Consider the following 16555-nt stretch of genomic DNA (forward strand, 5'->3'; position numbering starts at 1 on the left):
CTAAACCTTTTTTAATAAATTCCGGCGCGGGACATTGCCACAAATGGCCTGTTATTACCAATGCATAGCTGGACATACGGTCTGCATCCCGTCTCGGTTAATGCCCGGCGAACCGGTTTCGAATGATTCGAATGGTGTCTATGTCTGCGGCAATGTACGCCTGCTGTACGAACAGGTCGTAAGGGAATTCTCCCCCAATATCGTTGAGATACCGGGCGCAATACCTGAAGCGCACGAACAGCGACCGCGGCTCTGGCTCTTCGATGGTCATAGTGAGACTACCCCCGGGAACCGAGGCTGTGGGCACAATCTCATAATGTACGCTTTGGTCTTCATCGAAGGTGACCAGGTCTTCGACCGCTATGCCTGGCAGCTCCAGGCTGCGTTTCAGGTTTTTATCGTCCTGCCAGTCCAATTCGTACTCTTCAAGCCCGATCACAAAATGATGAGGGGCCTCGGCCCGCAACACCAAACCATCCCACAGTTGTTTCCGGGTAAGATCCGGAATGGAGGAATCTTTCAGATCGTTGACTTGCACTACATGCTCAAACTCCATGCGGTTTCCTCTCGTTGCTTGATTTGAAAGCTAGTAGATGGTTGCTGTTAGCGCCACTCAGGAGTCTTCCCCGGTGCAGCCGGGGACGTGTAATTTTCCATGCTGTGCCTCACCTACATAAAATGCAGGAGAGGTTCCGGGGAAGGCCCAGAAAGGCGTCATCTCGGAGGAGGGGAATACGTTGGGAAAGCGCGGGTCCCGTTGGGATGGCCCAGCGATGGTTTTTTCCTGAACCATGGAAATGTATTGATCTACGGAGTTTTCCAGCGTGTTGCCGTTAATGATGACTTCAGTGCCGATGGTTTCTGCATAGGCAGCCACGCCACTGGCGGTGGAGAGATGAGGTGCATAAGAATCCACGCTAACGCCGTTCTCGCTGGTTACCCACAGGCCTTCATCTGTGTGTACCACGATGGAGTGATTGCCTTCAGTGTGGCCAGGGGTGTGTACCAGCGCCACGCCATCACCCAGCATGATCGAGCCGTCAAACTTGATGATCTTGTCGTCGGCAATTCCGGCAATGCCGCTGGGGCAATACCAGTCCGCTTGATACGGGTTCAGATCCTGAGCAGATTCCCATTCGCGCCAATGCACCAGTAGTTTGGCATTGGGGAAGATCGCCTGCTCCGTATCCGTGCCGAGCCAGCGGCGCACATCCTGAGTGTGTAGATGGTCGTAGGTAATGTAATCGATGTCTTCTGGCTTAAGGCCGAGGCTGGCGACAATATCCGGCGCCGTACTCTGCCGATCAACAATCATGTTCGTGAAAAAGCTCGGGGTGTTGTCCTGCAGGCGGCGGAAGAAAGGCGTCTCACCGTTGCGCTCATAGTCTGATGGCGACACCAACATGGTTTTTACGCCGTCCTCGGTATCAAACTGCACCACGAACACACGGTTCTGTATGTGAACGTACTCTACAAAGCGTTCCCGTGAAAACGCATTCCGTAGCCCGTAGCGGGCAGGGTAAGGCACTTTGATCAGATCAAACGAGCGGAAATAACGCGCCTTTGGTCCCGCCAACATGGTTTTACGAAAGCCCTCGGCAGCTGCGCGGGTGTCCTCAACTCTGGCCTGCTGGCCGTATGCGCTGCGTGATCCGTCAAAATCCTTGATCTGTTTGAAAAGTGTCATCGGGTTCCCCTTCTTGTTATCAACGGAAGTTGTCGGATTCAAAGTTCTTGCGACCGCGCTCCATGGCGCGGCGGGCCATGCTCAAGAAAAAGGCGGGCACGGTATTGGACAGCCTGCCGAGAATCTCGTCTTGCCAGGGCAGATAGTACTCCAGAGGTTGCTTACGCAGGACTGGCCCCAACACAGCTCTGGCAACTTCATCTGCAGACAATGCGCGGCTGCTGGCAAAGGTCATGGCTGAATTCTCGTCGCCCCGCTGCTGATCCAGCATCGCCGTTTTAACCGGGCCGGGCCCGACAAGCGACACTGCAATGCCGCGGGGGCGAAGGTCACCTGCGGCAGCGATACTGAAGCCCCGAACCGCAAATTTGCTGGTAGCGTAAACGGCGTTACCCGGCAACGGGCACAAGGAGGCCAGAGAGCCAATGTTGATGATGTGTCCACGGTGGCCGCTGGCCAGCATGTGGGCTGCGGCTGCATTGGTGCCAAAAATCACGCCTTTTACATTCACATCGATAGTCAAGTCAACATCGTCGCTGGATAGCTCTCCAGTGCGACCACTGCGAAGCACGCCTGCCACGTTAATCAGCACGTCTACTTTCACTTTGTCATCGGCAAGGTGCTGGAACATGGACTGCCACTGTGCGTCTTTACGAACGTCGAGGGTTTCGCAGCGTACTTTTTCATGATTCGCCCAGCGCCTGGCAAGGCCATCGGCGTCCATATCGGCTGCGATGACACTGTGGCCACCCTGAATGGCCTGTTCAACTATGCAAGCGCCTATGCCACAGGCTGCGCCCGTTACCAATAACAACATCGAAGTTACTCCGTGACCGGAATGGTCGTAAGTGTTCGGCAGTTTTTGAGGATAAGGGTGACAAAGTGCCTGGTCACATGCTTGACACAGACTGCCACGTTTTTAACACTTTACGCCAGCCTACCGATGTTGAGAGTGATATGACCCTTCGCCGCCGATCCATTCCGGCCAGCTTTGCCCTGGCGCTCTACGAGTATCTGGATCGCAAAGGTATCCACAGCGACCAGCTACTGCAGTTGCCCAGGCCGCCTCAGGACACCTTGTTAAATGCCGAGATGCCCATCGACGTTTGGCGTCAGCTACTTGAGCGTGCAGCTGTTTATTTGGACGACCCGCGATTGGGGTTGCACCTGGGGCAAACCATCATCCCGCGCCATGCCGGTGTGCTGGGCTATGTGATCATGGCGTCGAAAACTCTTGGCGAGGCCATCGCCCGCTTCCATCAATACCAGCGACTGATCTATGACGTTACGCCACTGATTGTGAGAGAAGAGGGCGGCGCGATGGAGTTGGTATGGGATGCGCAGCATGGTCGCCCGGGCCCGCTGGTAGACGAAACAGCCGTGACGGCCCTCGTCAACTTTCTCCGCCGCCTGACTTCGCCTGATCTCCCGCCGCAGCGGGTGGACTTCATCAACCCCACGCCAGAGAGCAGCGCGGCCTATATGGACTATTTTGGCTGCCCCGTGCGGTTCGAGCAGCCTGAAACAGTGATCCGAATTCCCGCGAGCGCCTTGGCGCACCCCCTAACAACCTCAGACCCGGCCATGTTAACCATGCTGGAGGCACAAGCCGATTCGTTGCTGGCACGCCTGCCACGAGAATCCCCGTTGGTTGACGATGTGCGCCGGCGAATAAGCAGACTGTTATCTGATCAGCATTTGGATATTGCGGCTGTTGCTGAATGTATGGGTGTCTCTACCCGCACTCTGCAACGCCAACTGGCGGCAGAAGGCACCAGCTTTCTGAAAGAGGTAGGAGCAGTGAGGCGTGAAATCGCAGAGCGCTATTTGCGAGAGACAAATCTTGGGTTAGTCGATATTGCGCTGATACTGGGCTATTCGGAGCACAGTGCCTTCACACGCAGCTTTATTCGGTGGACGGGGATGTCGCCGAATAAGTATAGGCGGCAGGGGGTGAGCCTAATTGGGGATTTCGACGGCCACTCTCAACCCCCCTTTCGAAGTGGTTGAGAAGGTAACATTCCCGCCGTAACGATTAACGATTTCTCTCACGATGGCGAGCCCAAGACCGTGTCCGGGTGTTTGCTCGTCCAGACGCAACCCACGCTGACCAAGACTGGACATTTCATCTGCTTTAACTCCCTGGCCATCGTCAGACACAGACATACGAGCAACCCCATTGCTCTGCGTCAGGAAAAGCTCAACGAAAGAGGTCGACCATTTCCCGGCATTATCGAGAAGGTTGCCCAATATCTCGTTCAAGTCTTGTTCCTCAATGGGCCAGCGAGACTCGTCGGTGAGCGACGTTGATAGCTCAAATGACTTTTCTGGATAGAGCCGGCCCAGCATCCACAGGAGATCGCGGGCTTGCTGAACGGGATAGGCGCTTTTACCCACCTGTGGACCCGCAAACCGGCTGCGCCGCATTTCCGCTTCCAACTGCCGGTCAATATCACTCAGGCGCGATCCCATCTCGTGCCTCAGATCATTTTCCAGCGGGCGGCTGGTATCTTCGAGAACCTGCCTGACTGCAGCGATGGGCGTTTTAACGCTGTGAGACAGGTTTGCGAGCGCTTCCCGGGAGCGCTCAAGCCGTTGGTCCAGGGAGTCCAGAAGTTGGTTGAGTTGTTGCACCAGTGGCCGGAATTCTTCCGGAGCCTCCACGTTTATCCGGGAAATTTCACCGCTCTGTAGGCGCTTGAGAGCAGCTTGGAGCGAGACCACGGGGCGCATCGACAGATTGATGCCGAACCAGATAATCCCCACAAGCAACAAGATCAGCAAAATCGATACGATTGCTGTCCAGGCATGCAGTTCGGCTTGGCTGTTTTGCAGCGCGCCCATATCTTCTGAAACGATCACGGTGAAAGGTATATCGTTTACCAAAAATGATTTTCGATAGGCGAGAATGTCGGAGGGCGCATTCGGAATCTCTGCACCGTGTACCCTGATGCTGTTCTGGTCATTCGATAACAGCATGGGGATCAGCAACGGTTGCCAGGATTGTGGAGATATGACTGTTTGAGTCGGAGACTGGATAGCAAAAGCATGATGGAATACTTTCTCAAAATAATCCCCAGTCTTGAGCATGTCTGTCTGGCCATCAGCCTGGCGAATATGATGCTCCAGAAAAGCCACTTCATCCTTTAGGCGGCTCTCGACAAATTCCCGGGACATTCGTTCCAGAAGCAATCCATGCACAAACCATGCGATGGCCATCAAGCCTATGCCTGCGGGTAATAGCAGGAGCAGAAGTGCCCCCTTTATGGAAACAGGCTTTCTAAACAGAGTCATTAAACAGATATCCCTGCCCGCGCCGGGTTGCGATGGTTTCTGCGCCAACCAGCTTTCGCAGGCGCCGGATGTAAGCTTCGATGATATTTTCGTTGGGGCTTTCGTTTAGATTGTAGAGCTGCTCCATGAGCTGCTCTTTGGAAAAAATGTGACCAGGCCGGCCCATCAGGCATCTCAGTAACCGGAATTCCGTACCGGTCAGGCTGTGTTCGATGCCATTTTCGATTTGCAGGCATTGCCGGTTCTCGTCGAGTTCAAACCGCCCCACTTTTACTGTTGAGTGAACCCTGCCTTCGCTTCTGCGCATGATGGCATTCAAACGGGCAATCAGCTCTTCCGTTTGAAAGGGTTTGGCCAGGTAGTCATCCGCGCCTGCTTTGAGGCCGTTTACCTTATCTTGCCAGTCCCCCCTTGCGGTCAGGATCAGTACCGGAAAGGCAACTTTGTTTGCGCGCCACCGTCTCAGCACATCCAGGCCATTTCCGTCTGGCAGCCCGAGATCCAGCACGCCTGCCTTGTAGTCTTCCTGCTCACCTAAAACCACCGCTTCTTTGGCTGTGTGGGCGATATCCACACTGAATCCAGCCTTCTCAAGTTGGCTAGAAAGCCCCTCCGCAAGCAGTCGATCATCCTCTACCAGCAGTAGTCTCATGTGTCGCTTCCTTCTTACGTCAAAACAGTCGGCAGCAGTGTCGCTTATCAAACTGAACTGAGCCTGAACTGCAAATAAATCCGGATTTTCAGAAAGAGTTCAGGTTCGTGCGCGATGGTATCAAGCGTTTTAGCACAACATTCACGTTGCGGGGCAAACACAGGTTTTTAACGCACGTTACGCCGTACCACAGGAGAAGATTTGATGAGTCTAGCAAAGTTCGCAGTTGCAGCAGTTGCCATTTCAATGCCCTTGGCAGCACTTGGAGCAGGTACCCACGGAGGTGGGCATGGTCACAGCGCCAAGAGCGGCGAACCGGGTAAAGCCTCTGACGCCAGCCGCAGCATCACCGTGGAGATGTATGACAACTACTACGAGCCTGAAAAAATCGAGGTAAAGCCAGGAGAAACGGTGCGCTTTGTCGTTCAGAACAAAGGGCAGTTGGTGCACGAATTCAATATTGGCACCCCCGATATGCACGAAGCACATCAAAAAGAAATGATGATGATGGTTGAGCACGGCGCTATTCAGGGCGGTAAGCTCAATCACGACATGATGGAAATGGATATGGGGCACGGCAAGTCCATGAAGCACGACGACCCGAACAGCGTGCTTTTAGAGCCGGGAGAGAGCCAGGAAATTATCTGGACGTTTTCCGAAAAGGGCAATATCGAATTTGCCTGCAACGTTCCAGGGCACTATCAGGCAGGCATGTACGGCGAAGTGAATTTCAACTGAATCCTTTTGAACAAGTAAGAGTTTATCGCGCCCGCTCAATAGCCGGCGCGTCGGGATCTTTGAATACGACGAAGTAGTTCGGGAGCAGTTGATCATGAAGATGACCCTTGTCGCAGGCGCATTGAGCCTGCTTTTGCCCGCTATTGGCTTAGCGGGTGAGTACAACCTGACCGTGGACCGAGTGACAATCGATACCGGGGAATTTGTGAAAGAGGGGGTTGGTTACAACGGCACATCTCCTGGCCCCACTTTACGCTTCAAAGAGGGAGAAGAGGTTTCTATCAACGTCACCAACAACCTTGACGAGATGACCTCTATTCACTGGCACGGTTTGATTCTTCCCTTTGAGCAGGATGGTGTTCCAGGGATCAGCTTTCCTGGCATCAAACCCGGAGAGACGTTCACCTACAGGTTCCCCATTACACAATCGGGAACCTACTGGTTCCACAGCCACTCGGGCTTTCAGGAGCCGGAGGGGGCCTTTGGTTCCATTATCATCGAACCAGAAGGGCGAGAGCCGTTTCGCTACGATCGCGAATACGTGGTTCAGTTGACGGATAAACACCCGCACGCCAGCGAACGGGTTATGCGCAACCTCAAGATAACGCCGGATTACTACAACCGTAAACAGCAAACCGTGGGGGAGTTCTTTTCGGACGCTTCGGAAAACGGCTTTCTGAGCACGGTGAAAGAACGCCTGGCATGGGGCGACATGCGCATGATGCAGGCCGATGTTGAGGATCTGCAGGGTTTTACCGGCATGATTAATGGCAAAGGTCCGGAACAGAACTGGACAGGTCTCTTTGAGCCCGGCGAGCGAATTCGGCTGCGTTTTATAAACTCATCCGCAATGACCTATTTCGACATCCGGATTCCGGGCCTGAAAATGACCGTTGTGCAGGCCGATGGCAATAACGTACAGCCGGTCAATGTGGATGAATTTCGTATTGGTGTTGCGGAAACCTACGACGTGATCGTTCGGCCCAAGGACGAGCAAGCCTATACGATTTTTGCCGAGTCTATGGGGCGTTCTGGCTATGCGCGAGCAACGCTGGCGCCAGAGGAAGGAATGGAAGCGCCTGTTCCCGGGTTACGTGAGCCCGCACGATTGACCATGGCGGACATGGGTGGCATGCCGGGAATGGATCACGGGGATATGCCCGGAATGGATCACGGTGACATGGGCAGTGCAAACAAAATGGCTGAGATGCCTGATATGGACAATTCCAATATGGAGGGTATGGATCATAGCTCAATGATGATGCCCGAAGGTGGTGCAAGTGATCCGTTCTACGCCAAAGGCAGTGGGCTGGTTCCAACCGCAGCCAATGGCGGCAAGTTCCTCTCTTATGCCGATCTGAAAGCACAGAAACCGCTTTATAAAGAACGGGAGCCCGCACGAGAAATCGAGTTGCGGCTTACCGGCAACATGGAACGCTACACCTGGAGTATCAATGGCGTTAAATACGAGGACGCTGAGCCCATACGCCTGAAATATGGCGAACGAGTTCGCTTCAAATTTGTAAACGAAACCATGATGACGCACCCCATGCACCTGCACGGTATGTGGTCGATTCTCGATGTTGGCGCGGGCCAATGGAATCCGATCAAACACACAGTCAGTGTGCAGCCTGGTACCACGGTTTACATGGAAACCGAAGTGGATGCGCCTGGGCAGTGGGCCTTCCATTGCCACCTGACTTACCACATGGCGGCTGGCATGTTCCGAAAAGTGATTGTTGAAGGTGGGCCGGAATCTACACAGGCCGCATTCAGTGAGCAGCCGAGCGAAGTTGGGGGTGACGTATGAAGCTTTGGATGCCGTTGATTGCAAGTGCGGTTGTTAGCTTGAGTGTCATACCGGCGCTGGCGTCTGCTCAAGAGCGGATGCCGGATACCACCCAGCGCAAGCAGCCGCTGAAGGTGTGGGGCGCGCAGTTCGAAGAACTTGAATACCGTTACAGTGACAGTGATGAAGAAATAGGTGTTTGGGACGCGGATTTCTTTTATGGCACTGACAATTTCAAAGCTCGCTGGCTTACCAGTGGGGAGTATTCCTTCGAAGAGCAAGCTTACGAAAAACTCGAAAACCAGTTGGTGGGGCAAATCCCGATATCAACATTATTCGATGCAAAGGCCGGGGTACGATTCGACACTCCGGAAGGCCCGGATCGAACCTATGCAGTTCTCGGTGTGGCAGGCCTGGCGCCGCAGTGGTTTGAAATCGATGCGAACCTTTACGTGAGCAAGGACGGCGACACCTCTGCTGATCTGGATGCGGAGTATGAATTGCTGCTCACCAATTACTGGATACTCACGGCGACGCTGGAAGCAACGGTTGCGTTCAGTGAGGACCGTGAAGTTGGGGTAGGGAAGGGCCTGGTATCAACGGAATCCGGGTTACGACTGAGCTACGACGTGATTGACCGCGCTTTCTCGCCCTACGTTGGTGTTGTTCACGAACGCAAATACGGTGATACAGCGGATTTTGCCAGGGCAGATGGCGGTAGCACGGAGGACTGGTTTGTAGTCGTTGGGGCGAGGCTCTCCTTTTAAGAGAAGAAGCATAAAGGAAGATAGATGAACACCACCACTGAATAACTTAGGTGCACGAATTGAATGCGTAAGGTAAAAATTTCATTTGGAATTCTTTTAGTAGGATTGATCAGTGGTTGCAGTGACGGGACGGTAGATGGCCGCTGGTACACCCAGGCCCAGGTCGAGCGTGGCGCGATCGTATTCGACGACAGCTGCGCGAGTTGCCACGGATCCAGCGCACAAGGTGCCTTTAATTGGAGAAAGCGGCTTGAGGATGGCTCCTTCCCGCCGCCACCGCTTAACGGAACGGGGCACGCCTGGCACCATCCATTCGACATGCTGATAGGCACGATCAATCAAGGTGGCGCTCCCATGGGTGGCCAAATGCCCGCCTTTGGAGATGTACTCTCCAAGGAGGATCAAAAAGCCGCGATCGCATTCTTCCAGAGTAAATGGGATAAGCGGATCTATGATGCATGGTTTGAACGGAGTGGGATGTAATTTGGCTTTTGGATCAATATGAATGTGATAGACATAAAAAAAGCCCCGTTTCCGGGGCTTTAGGGCGTTTCAGTGGATCTTGGTGGACCCCCCTAAAACTCTTGGTTGGTGGAGACGGCGGGAATTGAACCCGCGTCCGCCAGCACTGTGCCTTGAGATCTACATGTTTATGTCCTTCTATTGATTTAACCTCGAACGACCCGAAGGCCAGGGTGTAAGAGGCGAGTTCTTTAAATCTTAGCCGTTAGCCAGTGAACTCTGGATAACGGAGCATCCCGTAAGCGATGACGTCCTGAGATGTAGCTCTGGGCTACGGGCGACCCAGTCAGGACGACTAGCAGCTTACGCTGCTAGTGAGTAGTTTTCGTCGTTTGCGACTATTGCGTTGCAGCTTTGGATTAACGAGATTCGCTGCCATCTCGACATGCACCCAAGGGTTCGCCACCAGCGTCGAAGCCATGTCGTCCCCTTACTCACAGTATATGTGGGCTAATCCCACAACTTCAAGGTTTGTTTGTTGCGGCTTGTACCGTCAAGTGGTGTTTTCTCGCATAATGCGCTGTTTTTGGCGGTCCCAGTCACGCTCTTTCTCGGTAGCGCGCTTGTCGAACAGCTTCTTGCCCTTTACCAGGGCAATCTCGCACTTCACTTTGTTCTTCTTCCAATACAGCGCCAAAGGCACGCAAGTCTGGCCTGCCTGGCTTGTTTCCCCGATCAGTTTGGCCAGCTCCTTGGCGTGCAGCAGCAGTTTGCGGGTGCGAGTAGGATCGGCAATAACATGGGTAGAGGCTTCGGTCAGGGGCTGAAAGTGCCCACCCAGCAGGAAAGCTTCGCCGTCCTTCAACAATACATAGGCGTCGGTTATCTGGGCCTTGCCGGCTCGCAATGATTTCACTTCCCAGCCGAGTAAAACCATACCCGCTTCGAAGCGTTCTTCTATGTGGTATTCGTGTTTCGCCTTTTTGTTAAGGGCGATGGTACTGCTCGGCGTACCGGGTTTTTTCTTGCTCATGAATCAATTATCCGGATGCGGACGAATGAACGGGCCGGCCAATCGCAGGTCGGCAAAAAGCGCATTGTAGCTCAGGAGTGCCAGACTGGTCACGAAATCGCCCTCGAAGGCATGCATGGTTCGTGCGCGGAGGAGTCCTTCGGCTACAATACTGGACCAGACACTTTCCGAGGCGAAAATGCCTACGCCATACCAAACACATATCGGGTCGTTTACCCGAAAATCAACCTTCTTCTGGGCTGCAGTGGGCGCAACTGTCGGCTTGGCAAACCTGTGGCAATTCCCGTATCTGGCGAGCCTGCATGGTGGCGGTCTGTTTATTCTTCTATATCTCGGTTGCCTGTTGCTGGTCACACTGCCTTTGATGATTACTGAGGCGGCCATCGGCCGAAACGCCCGTCACGGAATTGTGCTGGCGATGGATGGATTGATACGCAGTGCGAAACGTTCCAGAGCCTGGATGGCTGTAGGTCGGCTCAGTGTATTGAGCGCATTTCTGGTTCTGTCGTTTACGGCGGTTTTCGGGTCGATCGCCTTGGCTTACGTGTTTTATGGCGCCGTGGGTCGGTTTTCCGGAGCAGGGCAGGCGGAGGCGACAGGCGTGCTTGCCGCATTGGTTTCTGATCCTCGTGAGTTTCGTGTATTCATGGGGTGGCACGGGTTTTTTCTGGTGATGGTTTTATGGGTGTCTGGGCAGGGCGTGGTTGGGGGGCTTGAGCGCGCGTTCAGAATTGTTGTGCCTGGTACGTTGATACTCATGCTGGCGCTATTTGGGCTTGCCACCTGGTACGGCCGGATTGACGGCGCCATGACCCAAATACTCGAGATGCATCCGCAGGATCTCACATGGACAAGCCTCAGTGCGGCGTTGTTTCATGCCTTTTATACCTTGGGCTTGGGAATGGGTGTGTGGGCGGTTCTGGGTGCTTACACCACTCCGAACACGCAGCTCAAACGATCCATTCTGGCTGTTGTATTGATGGATACCCTGGTTGCGATTCTGGCAGGGTTAATGATTTTCGCCATGGCTACGCAAAGCAGCGTTTTTGATGGGGAGCGCGGTTTTAGCCTGTTGTTTGTGTCGCTTCCGGTATCGCTTGCCGAGCTGCCGGCAAGTCAGTTTGTTATCGCAACTGTTTTTCTGATGGTTGTGATGATTGTCTGGTCAACGGCTCTCGCATTGCTGGAACCGGTCGTTGGATGGTTCCGTGAGTGGACGGGTGCGCCTCGCGGGTTGTCTGTGTTATTGGTGGGGTTGTCCGTTTGGCTTGCCGGGCTCGCCTCGCTGTTTTCGTTCAATTTATGGTCGCAATACCGGCTCGGTGGCGCCACGGTATTCCGCTGGCTTGAGTTGTTAACCGGCGGGTTGATGATTCCGTTAGTCGCGATTCTTATTGCGCTCTTTACCGGCTGGTGCCTGACACGCAACCTTTCAAAAAGCATGCTTGGAAAAGCGCCGGGGCTGTTTGGCACAATCTGGTTCTGGGTTATGCGCCTGGTCCTGCCTCTTGTCGTTGCGTACATAGGTATTCACTACACTGCAAACTCACTGGTAAACATGTGCAATACCGGTAGCGAGGCGCTTTGGTGTGAGCCCGGGCCGGGGCTGGTGCTGCAAGAGCAACATGGCACATCACCACAGCCAATTGAAAAGAGTGGCGTGGGTGCTGTCGATGATGAAGCAGGTGAGTTGGTGCCCGCAGAGCAAACGACTGACAACAAGTCCGACCTGCCGCAGTCCCTCCCGGAAAATGCCCCCAAAGACGGTGATATCCTTTATCATAGCGTTTGATTACAGGTGTGTTTGCGGCCGCAGGGCCTGTAATCAGCCTTAAAGTGTATTCGTAAGCAGGACAACCGGTTCCGATGGCTCATCAGATTGATAAAACAGCTCTGGTTATGCACTCTGCGGAGCGCATGTTTCACTTGGTCAATGATATTGCCCGCTACCCCGAGTTTCTCCCCTGGTGCGCAGGCGCCGAGATTCATCAGCAAGATCCTGAGCAGATTATGGCGTCGCTGGAAATTGCAAAGGGAGGCGTTCGCCACAAGCTCACCACCCGCAATCAGTTGCTGATGCCCGAAGCCATTGAAATGAGTCTGGTGGATGGTCCGTTTCGTAACCTGAAGGGGCGCTGGCACTTTAAAGCGCTGGATGATAATGCCTGCAAGGTGATTCTGACGTTGGAGTTTGAGTTCTCAGGCTCGCTTTCGCGTATGACCTTCGGGCCGGTTTTCAATCAGGCGGCGACAACCATGGTGGATGCATTCTGTCGTCGTGCCGACGTTATATACAAGGGAGGCGTGTGATGCTTCGAGTTGAGGTAGCTTACGCACGGCCCGACAAGCAGGAAATAATATCGGTACAAGTGCCTGATGGCGCGACGGCTGTGGAAGCGGCTCGGCTGTCAGGAATAACCACTATTTTCCCGGAGATTGATGTTGATTCCATCAATATGGGGATATTTGGCAAGGTAATTAAAAAGCCTGCGGATCACGAACTGCGAGACGGGGATAGAGTCGAATTATATCGCCCGCTCCAGATTGATCCGAAGCAGGCACGGTTAAACCGGGCTAAAAAGAAATCTGTGGCAGATTAATAAGCCGGGGTTTCGTTCAGGAGTTCTGCTTCATAGTGGGTGTAACGGTCAGCGTCGTAATAGACGATGATGCGCTGCTCTTCGATAGGGCCCCCTCTGCGTTGGAATGTGTATACATAGTATTCCCGGGAGCTATCAACCGGGTTGAGCATCAAAGGGCTCCCCAGCAACGCCTGAACCTGGCTGCGGGGCATGCCTTCGTTAAGTTTGGACAGCTCTTCATCGGTAACAATGTTGCCTTGCTGAACATTGATCTTGTATACGCCCGGGAAAGCGCAACCGGAGAGAATGATAGTGAGAATGAGAGCTGTGAGCTTTTGCATCGCCGGAGGAAATCCTCTATCTTGAAATCGCCTGCCAAGGGCAGGTGTGGCACGGGTTAACCGTTAAATGGCGGCTTCATCATACCGGAAGCCGTGAGGCACACCAAAGAGTGAATAGTAACATGTCATCTGAAAACGCCGAACTACGAAAAGTCGGTCTCAAGGTAACTCTGCCAAGAGTGAAAATTTTCAACATCCTGGAAAACGCCAAGGACCATCATCTCAGCGCAGAAGATGTGTACAAACGGCTTCTGGATCAGGGTGATGATGTGGGCTTGGCCACCGTATACCGCGTGCTTACTCAGTTTGAGACGGCGGGGCTGGTGTTGCGTCACAACTTTGAAGGCGGCCATGCCGTATTCGAAATGGCCGGCGAAGATCATCATGATCATATGGTTTGCACGCAGACAGGGCAGGTGGTTGAGTTTGTCGATGAGATCATCGAAGAGCGTCAAAAAATAATTGCGAAAGAGCACGGCTATGAAATTGTAGAGCACAGCCTGATTCTTTACGTTAAGCCCCTCAAGTAATTACCTAAGCGTCAACAACTCAAAAAAAGGGGCAGGCCGATAAGCCTGCCCCAATAGCTCTCAGGGTCGAGAGGGGAAGGGATTGGTGCCACTCGTTCAGTGGTGGGTAGCCTGTCCTTTAGAAAACATTTCCGTTGCGTGGGCCAGTGTGTGCTCTGTCATATCAACACCCCCAAGCATTCTTGCCACTTCACTGATTCTTCCCTGGTCATCCAGAGATTCGATTTTTGAGAAAGTCGCGTCTTGCTGGGTAAATTTGCTTACAAACAAGTGTTGATGACACTGCGCTGCAACCTGCGGCAAGTGCGTGACGCAGATAACCTGTCCATTAGCACCCAACGAACGTAGCAGTTTGCCGACCACCTCTGCGGTACCGCCGCCAATGCCCACGTCAACTTCGTCAAAGATCAGGGTTGGTGTGGTGGATGTTTGCGCAACCACCACTTGAATTGCCAAGCTGATTCGTGAAAGTTCGCCGCCGGAAGCAACTTTTGCCAAAGGCCTTGCCGGTTGCCCTGGGTTGGCGCTTACCAAAAATTCTACTTCTTCCAGCCCGTGAGGTGCTGGCTCGTTCTGATTGTTATTGCTCAGGTGAGTAACAAACTGAACCGACGGCATGCTTAGCTGGGCAAGCTCACTTGCGATGCGTTGATCCAGCTCCCCTGCTGCTTTGGAACGAATGCCAGAAAGCTTGCCGGCCAGTTCATTGAACGCCGTGCGGTGGCTTTCAAGATCCATTCCCAGTTGTTCCAGACTGCCTTCGCCGCCGTCCAGTTCCGCCAGTTCTGCACTTTGCCGCAAGTGAAATTCCGGGAGTTCCTCGGGGTTGATGCGGTGTTTGCGGGCCATCTGGTAGATCGCGCTCAGCCTGTCCTCTACTTCGGTCAGTCGGGCTGGGTCTGCTTCATAGTCATCCACAAAGTGGCGGAGGTTGTCGCCGGCTTCGCTGATCTGAATTTGTGCTTCGTTGAGCATTTGAATTGTGTCGGCCAGCGCAGGTATTTCGACCGGCAACTGTTCTAGTTGCTGCAGCGCTTGGCGCAATAAACCTGCGGCGCTGGTTTCATCTTCTGTGCACAGCAAAGCTGCCTGGTGGCTATTATGAAGAATGGCATCGGCCTGGCTCAGTTGTGCCTGCTCTTGCTCAAGTTCCTCCTGCTCTCCTTCATTCAGTGCAAGGCGATCGAGCTCCTCCACTTGGTAGCGCAGCAGTTGTAGTCGGGCTTCCGACTCCTCCGCATTTTGCTGGCGTTCGATCAGTTTTGTGCGAATCTGGTTCCAGCTTTTCCATGCTTCACGGGTCTGATTGGCAAGATCTTCAGCGCCTGCGTATTCATCGATCAGCTTGCGGTGGGTTTCTTTTCGTAGGAGTGATTGGTGCTGATGCTGGCTATGGATATCCATCAGCAGTCCGCCCAGGTCTTTCAGGTGCGCCAAAGGGCAAGGTTGGCCGTTAATATACGCGCGTGACCGTCCGTCCTTGCTGATGACCCGGCGCAGAATGCAATCGCTGTCGTCATCCAGTTCATGGCTTTCCAGCCACCGCAGAGCGTCCGGGATGCTCGAAACATCGAAGGTGGCCGTAATGTCTGCACGCTTGGCGCCATGGCGCACAGCGCCGGCATCGGCGCGCCCACCCATGGCTAACCCCAGTGCATCCAGCACAATGGATTTGCCCGCTCCTGTTTCACCAGTGAGGGCCGTCATGCCCTTGCTGATTTGCAGTTCTACTCTTTCGGCGATCGCGTAGTTGGAAACAGTGAGCTGTGTGAGCATGCAGAAAACCTCCGCTCTTGAAAATGTACTGTTCGTTCATACAGTGACTGTGAATATATACAGGGGTTTTCGGGTTTGCAATCATTTGGCTGATTTTTTCTTCAGGAATGGGGGATTTAATGGTTGAAACCTGAGCGGTGAGCCCCATATCGGTTCGCAATAGCATTCTTCTGGCTCCGTCGAGTCAGAGCCTATGTTCAATTGGCCGCGTTTAGGCCGGCCGCCGAAGATCTGGCAGGAGTATCCATGAGCACCGAAGAAAACCGCAACGAACAGTTGGATGAGTTGAATGAAGCCGCCAATGCCGCTGCTGAAGATGCGCAGTCTGGCGAGCAGGGAGTGGAGCAGGAAGAGGTTTCCGAGCTGGATTCCCTGAAAGAGCAGCTGCAGGATTCACAAGAGCAAATGCTGCGCTTGCATGCGGAAATGCAGAACGTGCGTCGCCGTGCGGAGATGGATGTTGAGAAGGCGCACAAGTTTGCGTTGGAGAAGTTCGTTAAAGAGCTGCTACCTGTAGCAGACAGTCTTGAGAAGGCGGTTGAGAGCACGGAAGGCCAGGAAGGTGCTGGTGAGTTGGTGGCTTCTATCCGTCAGGGCGTTGAAATGACGCTCAATCTGTTTGTTTCGAGCTTGAAGAAGTTCAATGTTGAGCCCCTGAACCCGGTGGGTGAGCCATTTGATCCCCAGCAGCACGAAGCCATGTCGATGGTGCCTGCACCAAATGCTGAGCCAAACAGCGTGGTAGCGGTAATCCAGAAAGGCTATCTGCTGAACGGGCGCGTAGTGCGTCCTGCAATGGTGATGGTGGCCAAGGCTCAGGATGCACCAAAAATTGACGAGCAGGCTTGAAAAGCTACCCAAAGCGCCAATATAGCCATTAAGCAAAACTAACCGGATTCATGTT

18 protein-coding genes and 1 other RNA gene are annotated in these 16555 nt (G+C 53.6%); 10 read left to right on the top strand and 9 right to left on the bottom strand.

What is annotated here, in order from left to right; translation table 11 throughout:
• Nucleotides 1–97: 97 nt before the first annotated feature.
• Genes AADB16_RS04990 through AADB16_RS05000 form a run of 3 tightly spaced genes read right to left on the bottom strand, consistent with a single transcriptional unit; the run spans nt 98 to nt 2504 of the window.
• Nucleotides 98–556 (bottom strand): SRPBCC family protein, encoded by a 459-nt coding sequence (locus AADB16_RS04990; RefSeq protein ID WP_410801777.1) that lies wholly within the window; start codon nt 554–556, stop codon nt 98–100.
• 57 nt (nt 557–613) lie between these two features.
• Entirely contained in the window at nt 614–1687 is a 1074-nt protein-coding gene (locus AADB16_RS04995; protein WP_410801778.1) for a hypothetical protein, read from the bottom strand.
• Nucleotides 1688–1706: 19 nt separating this feature from the next.
• Entirely contained in the window at nt 1707–2504 is a 798-nt protein-coding gene (locus tag AADB16_RS05000) for an SDR family NAD(P)-dependent oxidoreductase (RefSeq protein WP_410801780.1), read from the bottom strand.
• Between the two features lie 140 nt (nt 2505–2644).
• Between AADB16_RS05000 and AADB16_RS05005 the strand changes: the two genes are divergently transcribed.
• The gene (locus AADB16_RS05005) at nt 2645–3697 is read left to right on the top strand and encodes an AraC family transcriptional regulator (RefSeq protein ID WP_410801782.1); all 1053 of its coding nucleotides are present in this window, start codon (nt 2645–2647) and stop codon (nt 3695–3697) included.
• On the opposite strand, the gene AADB16_RS05010 is transcribed toward AADB16_RS05005, so the two are convergent.
• Complete coding sequence (locus AADB16_RS05010) at nt 3647–4981, bottom strand: sensor histidine kinase (protein WP_410801783.1); 1335 nt, start codon at nt 4979–4981, stop codon at nt 3647–3649. The genes AADB16_RS05005 and AADB16_RS05010 overlap by 51 nt on opposite strands.
• Nucleotides 4968–5633, bottom strand: coding sequence for a response regulator transcription factor (locus AADB16_RS05015; protein WP_410801785.1), 666 nt, complete (start codon nt 5631–5633; stop codon nt 4968–4970). The genes AADB16_RS05010 and AADB16_RS05015 overlap by 14 nt, the downstream gene beginning before the upstream one ends.
• Before the next feature lie 204 nt (nt 5634–5837).
• Between AADB16_RS05015 and AADB16_RS05020 the strand changes: the two genes are divergently transcribed.
• The 4 genes from AADB16_RS05020 (at nt 5838) to AADB16_RS05035 (ending at nt 9410) form a co-directional block, all read left to right on the top strand.
• The gene (locus tag AADB16_RS05020) at nt 5838–6371 is read left to right on the top strand and encodes a cupredoxin domain-containing protein (RefSeq protein ID WP_200203022.1); all 534 of its coding nucleotides are present in this window, start codon (nt 5838–5840) and stop codon (nt 6369–6371) included.
• 94 nt (nt 6372–6465) lie between these two features.
• Nucleotides 6466–8181, top strand: coding sequence for a copper resistance system multicopper oxidase (locus tag AADB16_RS05025; RefSeq protein WP_410801787.1), 1716 nt, complete (start codon nt 6466–6468; stop codon nt 8179–8181).
• Nucleotides 8178–8927 carry a copper resistance protein B gene (locus tag AADB16_RS05030; protein ID WP_410801789.1) on the top strand — a complete coding sequence of 250 codons (750 nt, stop codon included), beginning with the start codon at nt 8178–8180 and terminating at the stop codon, nt 8925–8927. Before AADB16_RS05025 ends, AADB16_RS05030 begins: the two co-directional genes overlap by 4 nt.
• Before the next feature lie 63 nt (nt 8928–8990).
• On the top strand, nt 8991–9410 hold the full coding sequence (locus tag AADB16_RS05035; RefSeq protein ID WP_410801791.1) for a c-type cytochrome: 420 nt from the start codon (nt 8991–8993) through the stop codon (nt 9408–9410).
• A 106-nt stretch (nt 9411–9516) separates the two neighbouring features.
• Here AADB16_RS05035 and ssrA read toward each other — a convergent pair.
• Together ssrA and smpB are read right to left on the bottom strand one after the other, a co-directional pair.
• Nucleotides 9517–9879, bottom strand: a transfer-messenger RNA (tmRNA) gene (gene ssrA / locus AADB16_RS05040).
• A 63-nt stretch (nt 9880–9942) separates the two neighbouring features.
• Nucleotides 9943–10422 (bottom strand): SsrA-binding protein SmpB, encoded by a 480-nt coding sequence (gene smpB, locus AADB16_RS05045; RefSeq protein WP_298449287.1) that lies wholly within the window; start codon nt 10420–10422, stop codon nt 9943–9945.
• A gap of 178 nt (nt 10423–10600) precedes the next feature.
• Between smpB and AADB16_RS05050 the strand changes: the two genes are divergently transcribed.
• The 3 genes from AADB16_RS05050 to AADB16_RS05060 all read left to right on the top strand — a co-directional run bounded on the left by AADB16_RS05050 (nt 10601) and on the right by AADB16_RS05060 (nt 13022).
• Nucleotides 10601–12214 (top strand): sodium-dependent transporter, encoded by a 1614-nt coding sequence (locus tag AADB16_RS05050; protein ID WP_410801792.1) that lies wholly within the window; start codon nt 10601–10603, stop codon nt 12212–12214.
• Nucleotides 12215–12288: 74 nt separating this feature from the next.
• Nucleotides 12289–12732 carry a type II toxin-antitoxin system RatA family toxin gene (locus AADB16_RS05055; RefSeq protein ID WP_309043812.1) on the top strand — a complete coding sequence of 148 codons (444 nt, stop codon included), beginning with the start codon at nt 12289–12291 and terminating at the stop codon, nt 12730–12732.
• Entirely contained in the window at nt 12732–13022 is a 291-nt protein-coding gene (locus AADB16_RS05060; protein WP_410801793.1) for an RnfH family protein, read from the top strand. Before AADB16_RS05055 ends, AADB16_RS05060 begins: the two co-directional genes overlap by 1 nt.
• Here the strand turns inward: AADB16_RS05060 and AADB16_RS05065 are convergent.
• On the bottom strand, nt 13019–13345 hold the full coding sequence (locus AADB16_RS05065; protein WP_298449280.1) for an outer membrane protein assembly factor BamE: 327 nt from the start codon (nt 13343–13345) through the stop codon (nt 13019–13021). The genes AADB16_RS05060 and AADB16_RS05065 overlap by 4 nt on opposite strands.
• 122 nt (nt 13346–13467) lie before the next feature.
• Between AADB16_RS05065 and fur the strand changes: the two genes are divergently transcribed.
• Nucleotides 13468–13875: a ferric iron uptake transcriptional regulator gene (gene fur, locus AADB16_RS05070; protein ID WP_298449279.1), complete on the top strand. Its 408-nt coding sequence runs from the start codon at nt 13468–13470 to the stop codon at nt 13873–13875.
• Nucleotides 13876–13971: 96 nt separating this feature from the next.
• Here fur and recN read toward each other — a convergent pair whose 3' ends face one another.
• Nucleotides 13972–15651: a DNA repair protein RecN gene (gene recN, locus AADB16_RS05075; RefSeq protein WP_410801795.1), complete on the bottom strand. Its 1680-nt coding sequence runs from the start codon at nt 15649–15651 to the stop codon at nt 13972–13974.
• A gap of 246 nt (nt 15652–15897) precedes the next feature.
• Here recN and grpE point away from each other — a divergent pair, with 246 nt between their 5' ends.
• Complete coding sequence (grpE, locus tag AADB16_RS05080) at nt 15898–16500, top strand: nucleotide exchange factor GrpE (RefSeq protein WP_298449275.1); 603 nt, start codon at nt 15898–15900, stop codon at nt 16498–16500.
• The last annotated feature ends 55 nt before the right edge of the window (nt 16501–16555 follow it).

Origin of the sequence: Marinobacter sp. KMM 10035, from assembly GCF_046537445.1 — a bacterium.
In the GTDB taxonomy this organism is placed as follows: Bacteria; Pseudomonadota; Gammaproteobacteria; order Pseudomonadales; family Oleiphilaceae; genus Marinobacter; species Marinobacter sediminicola.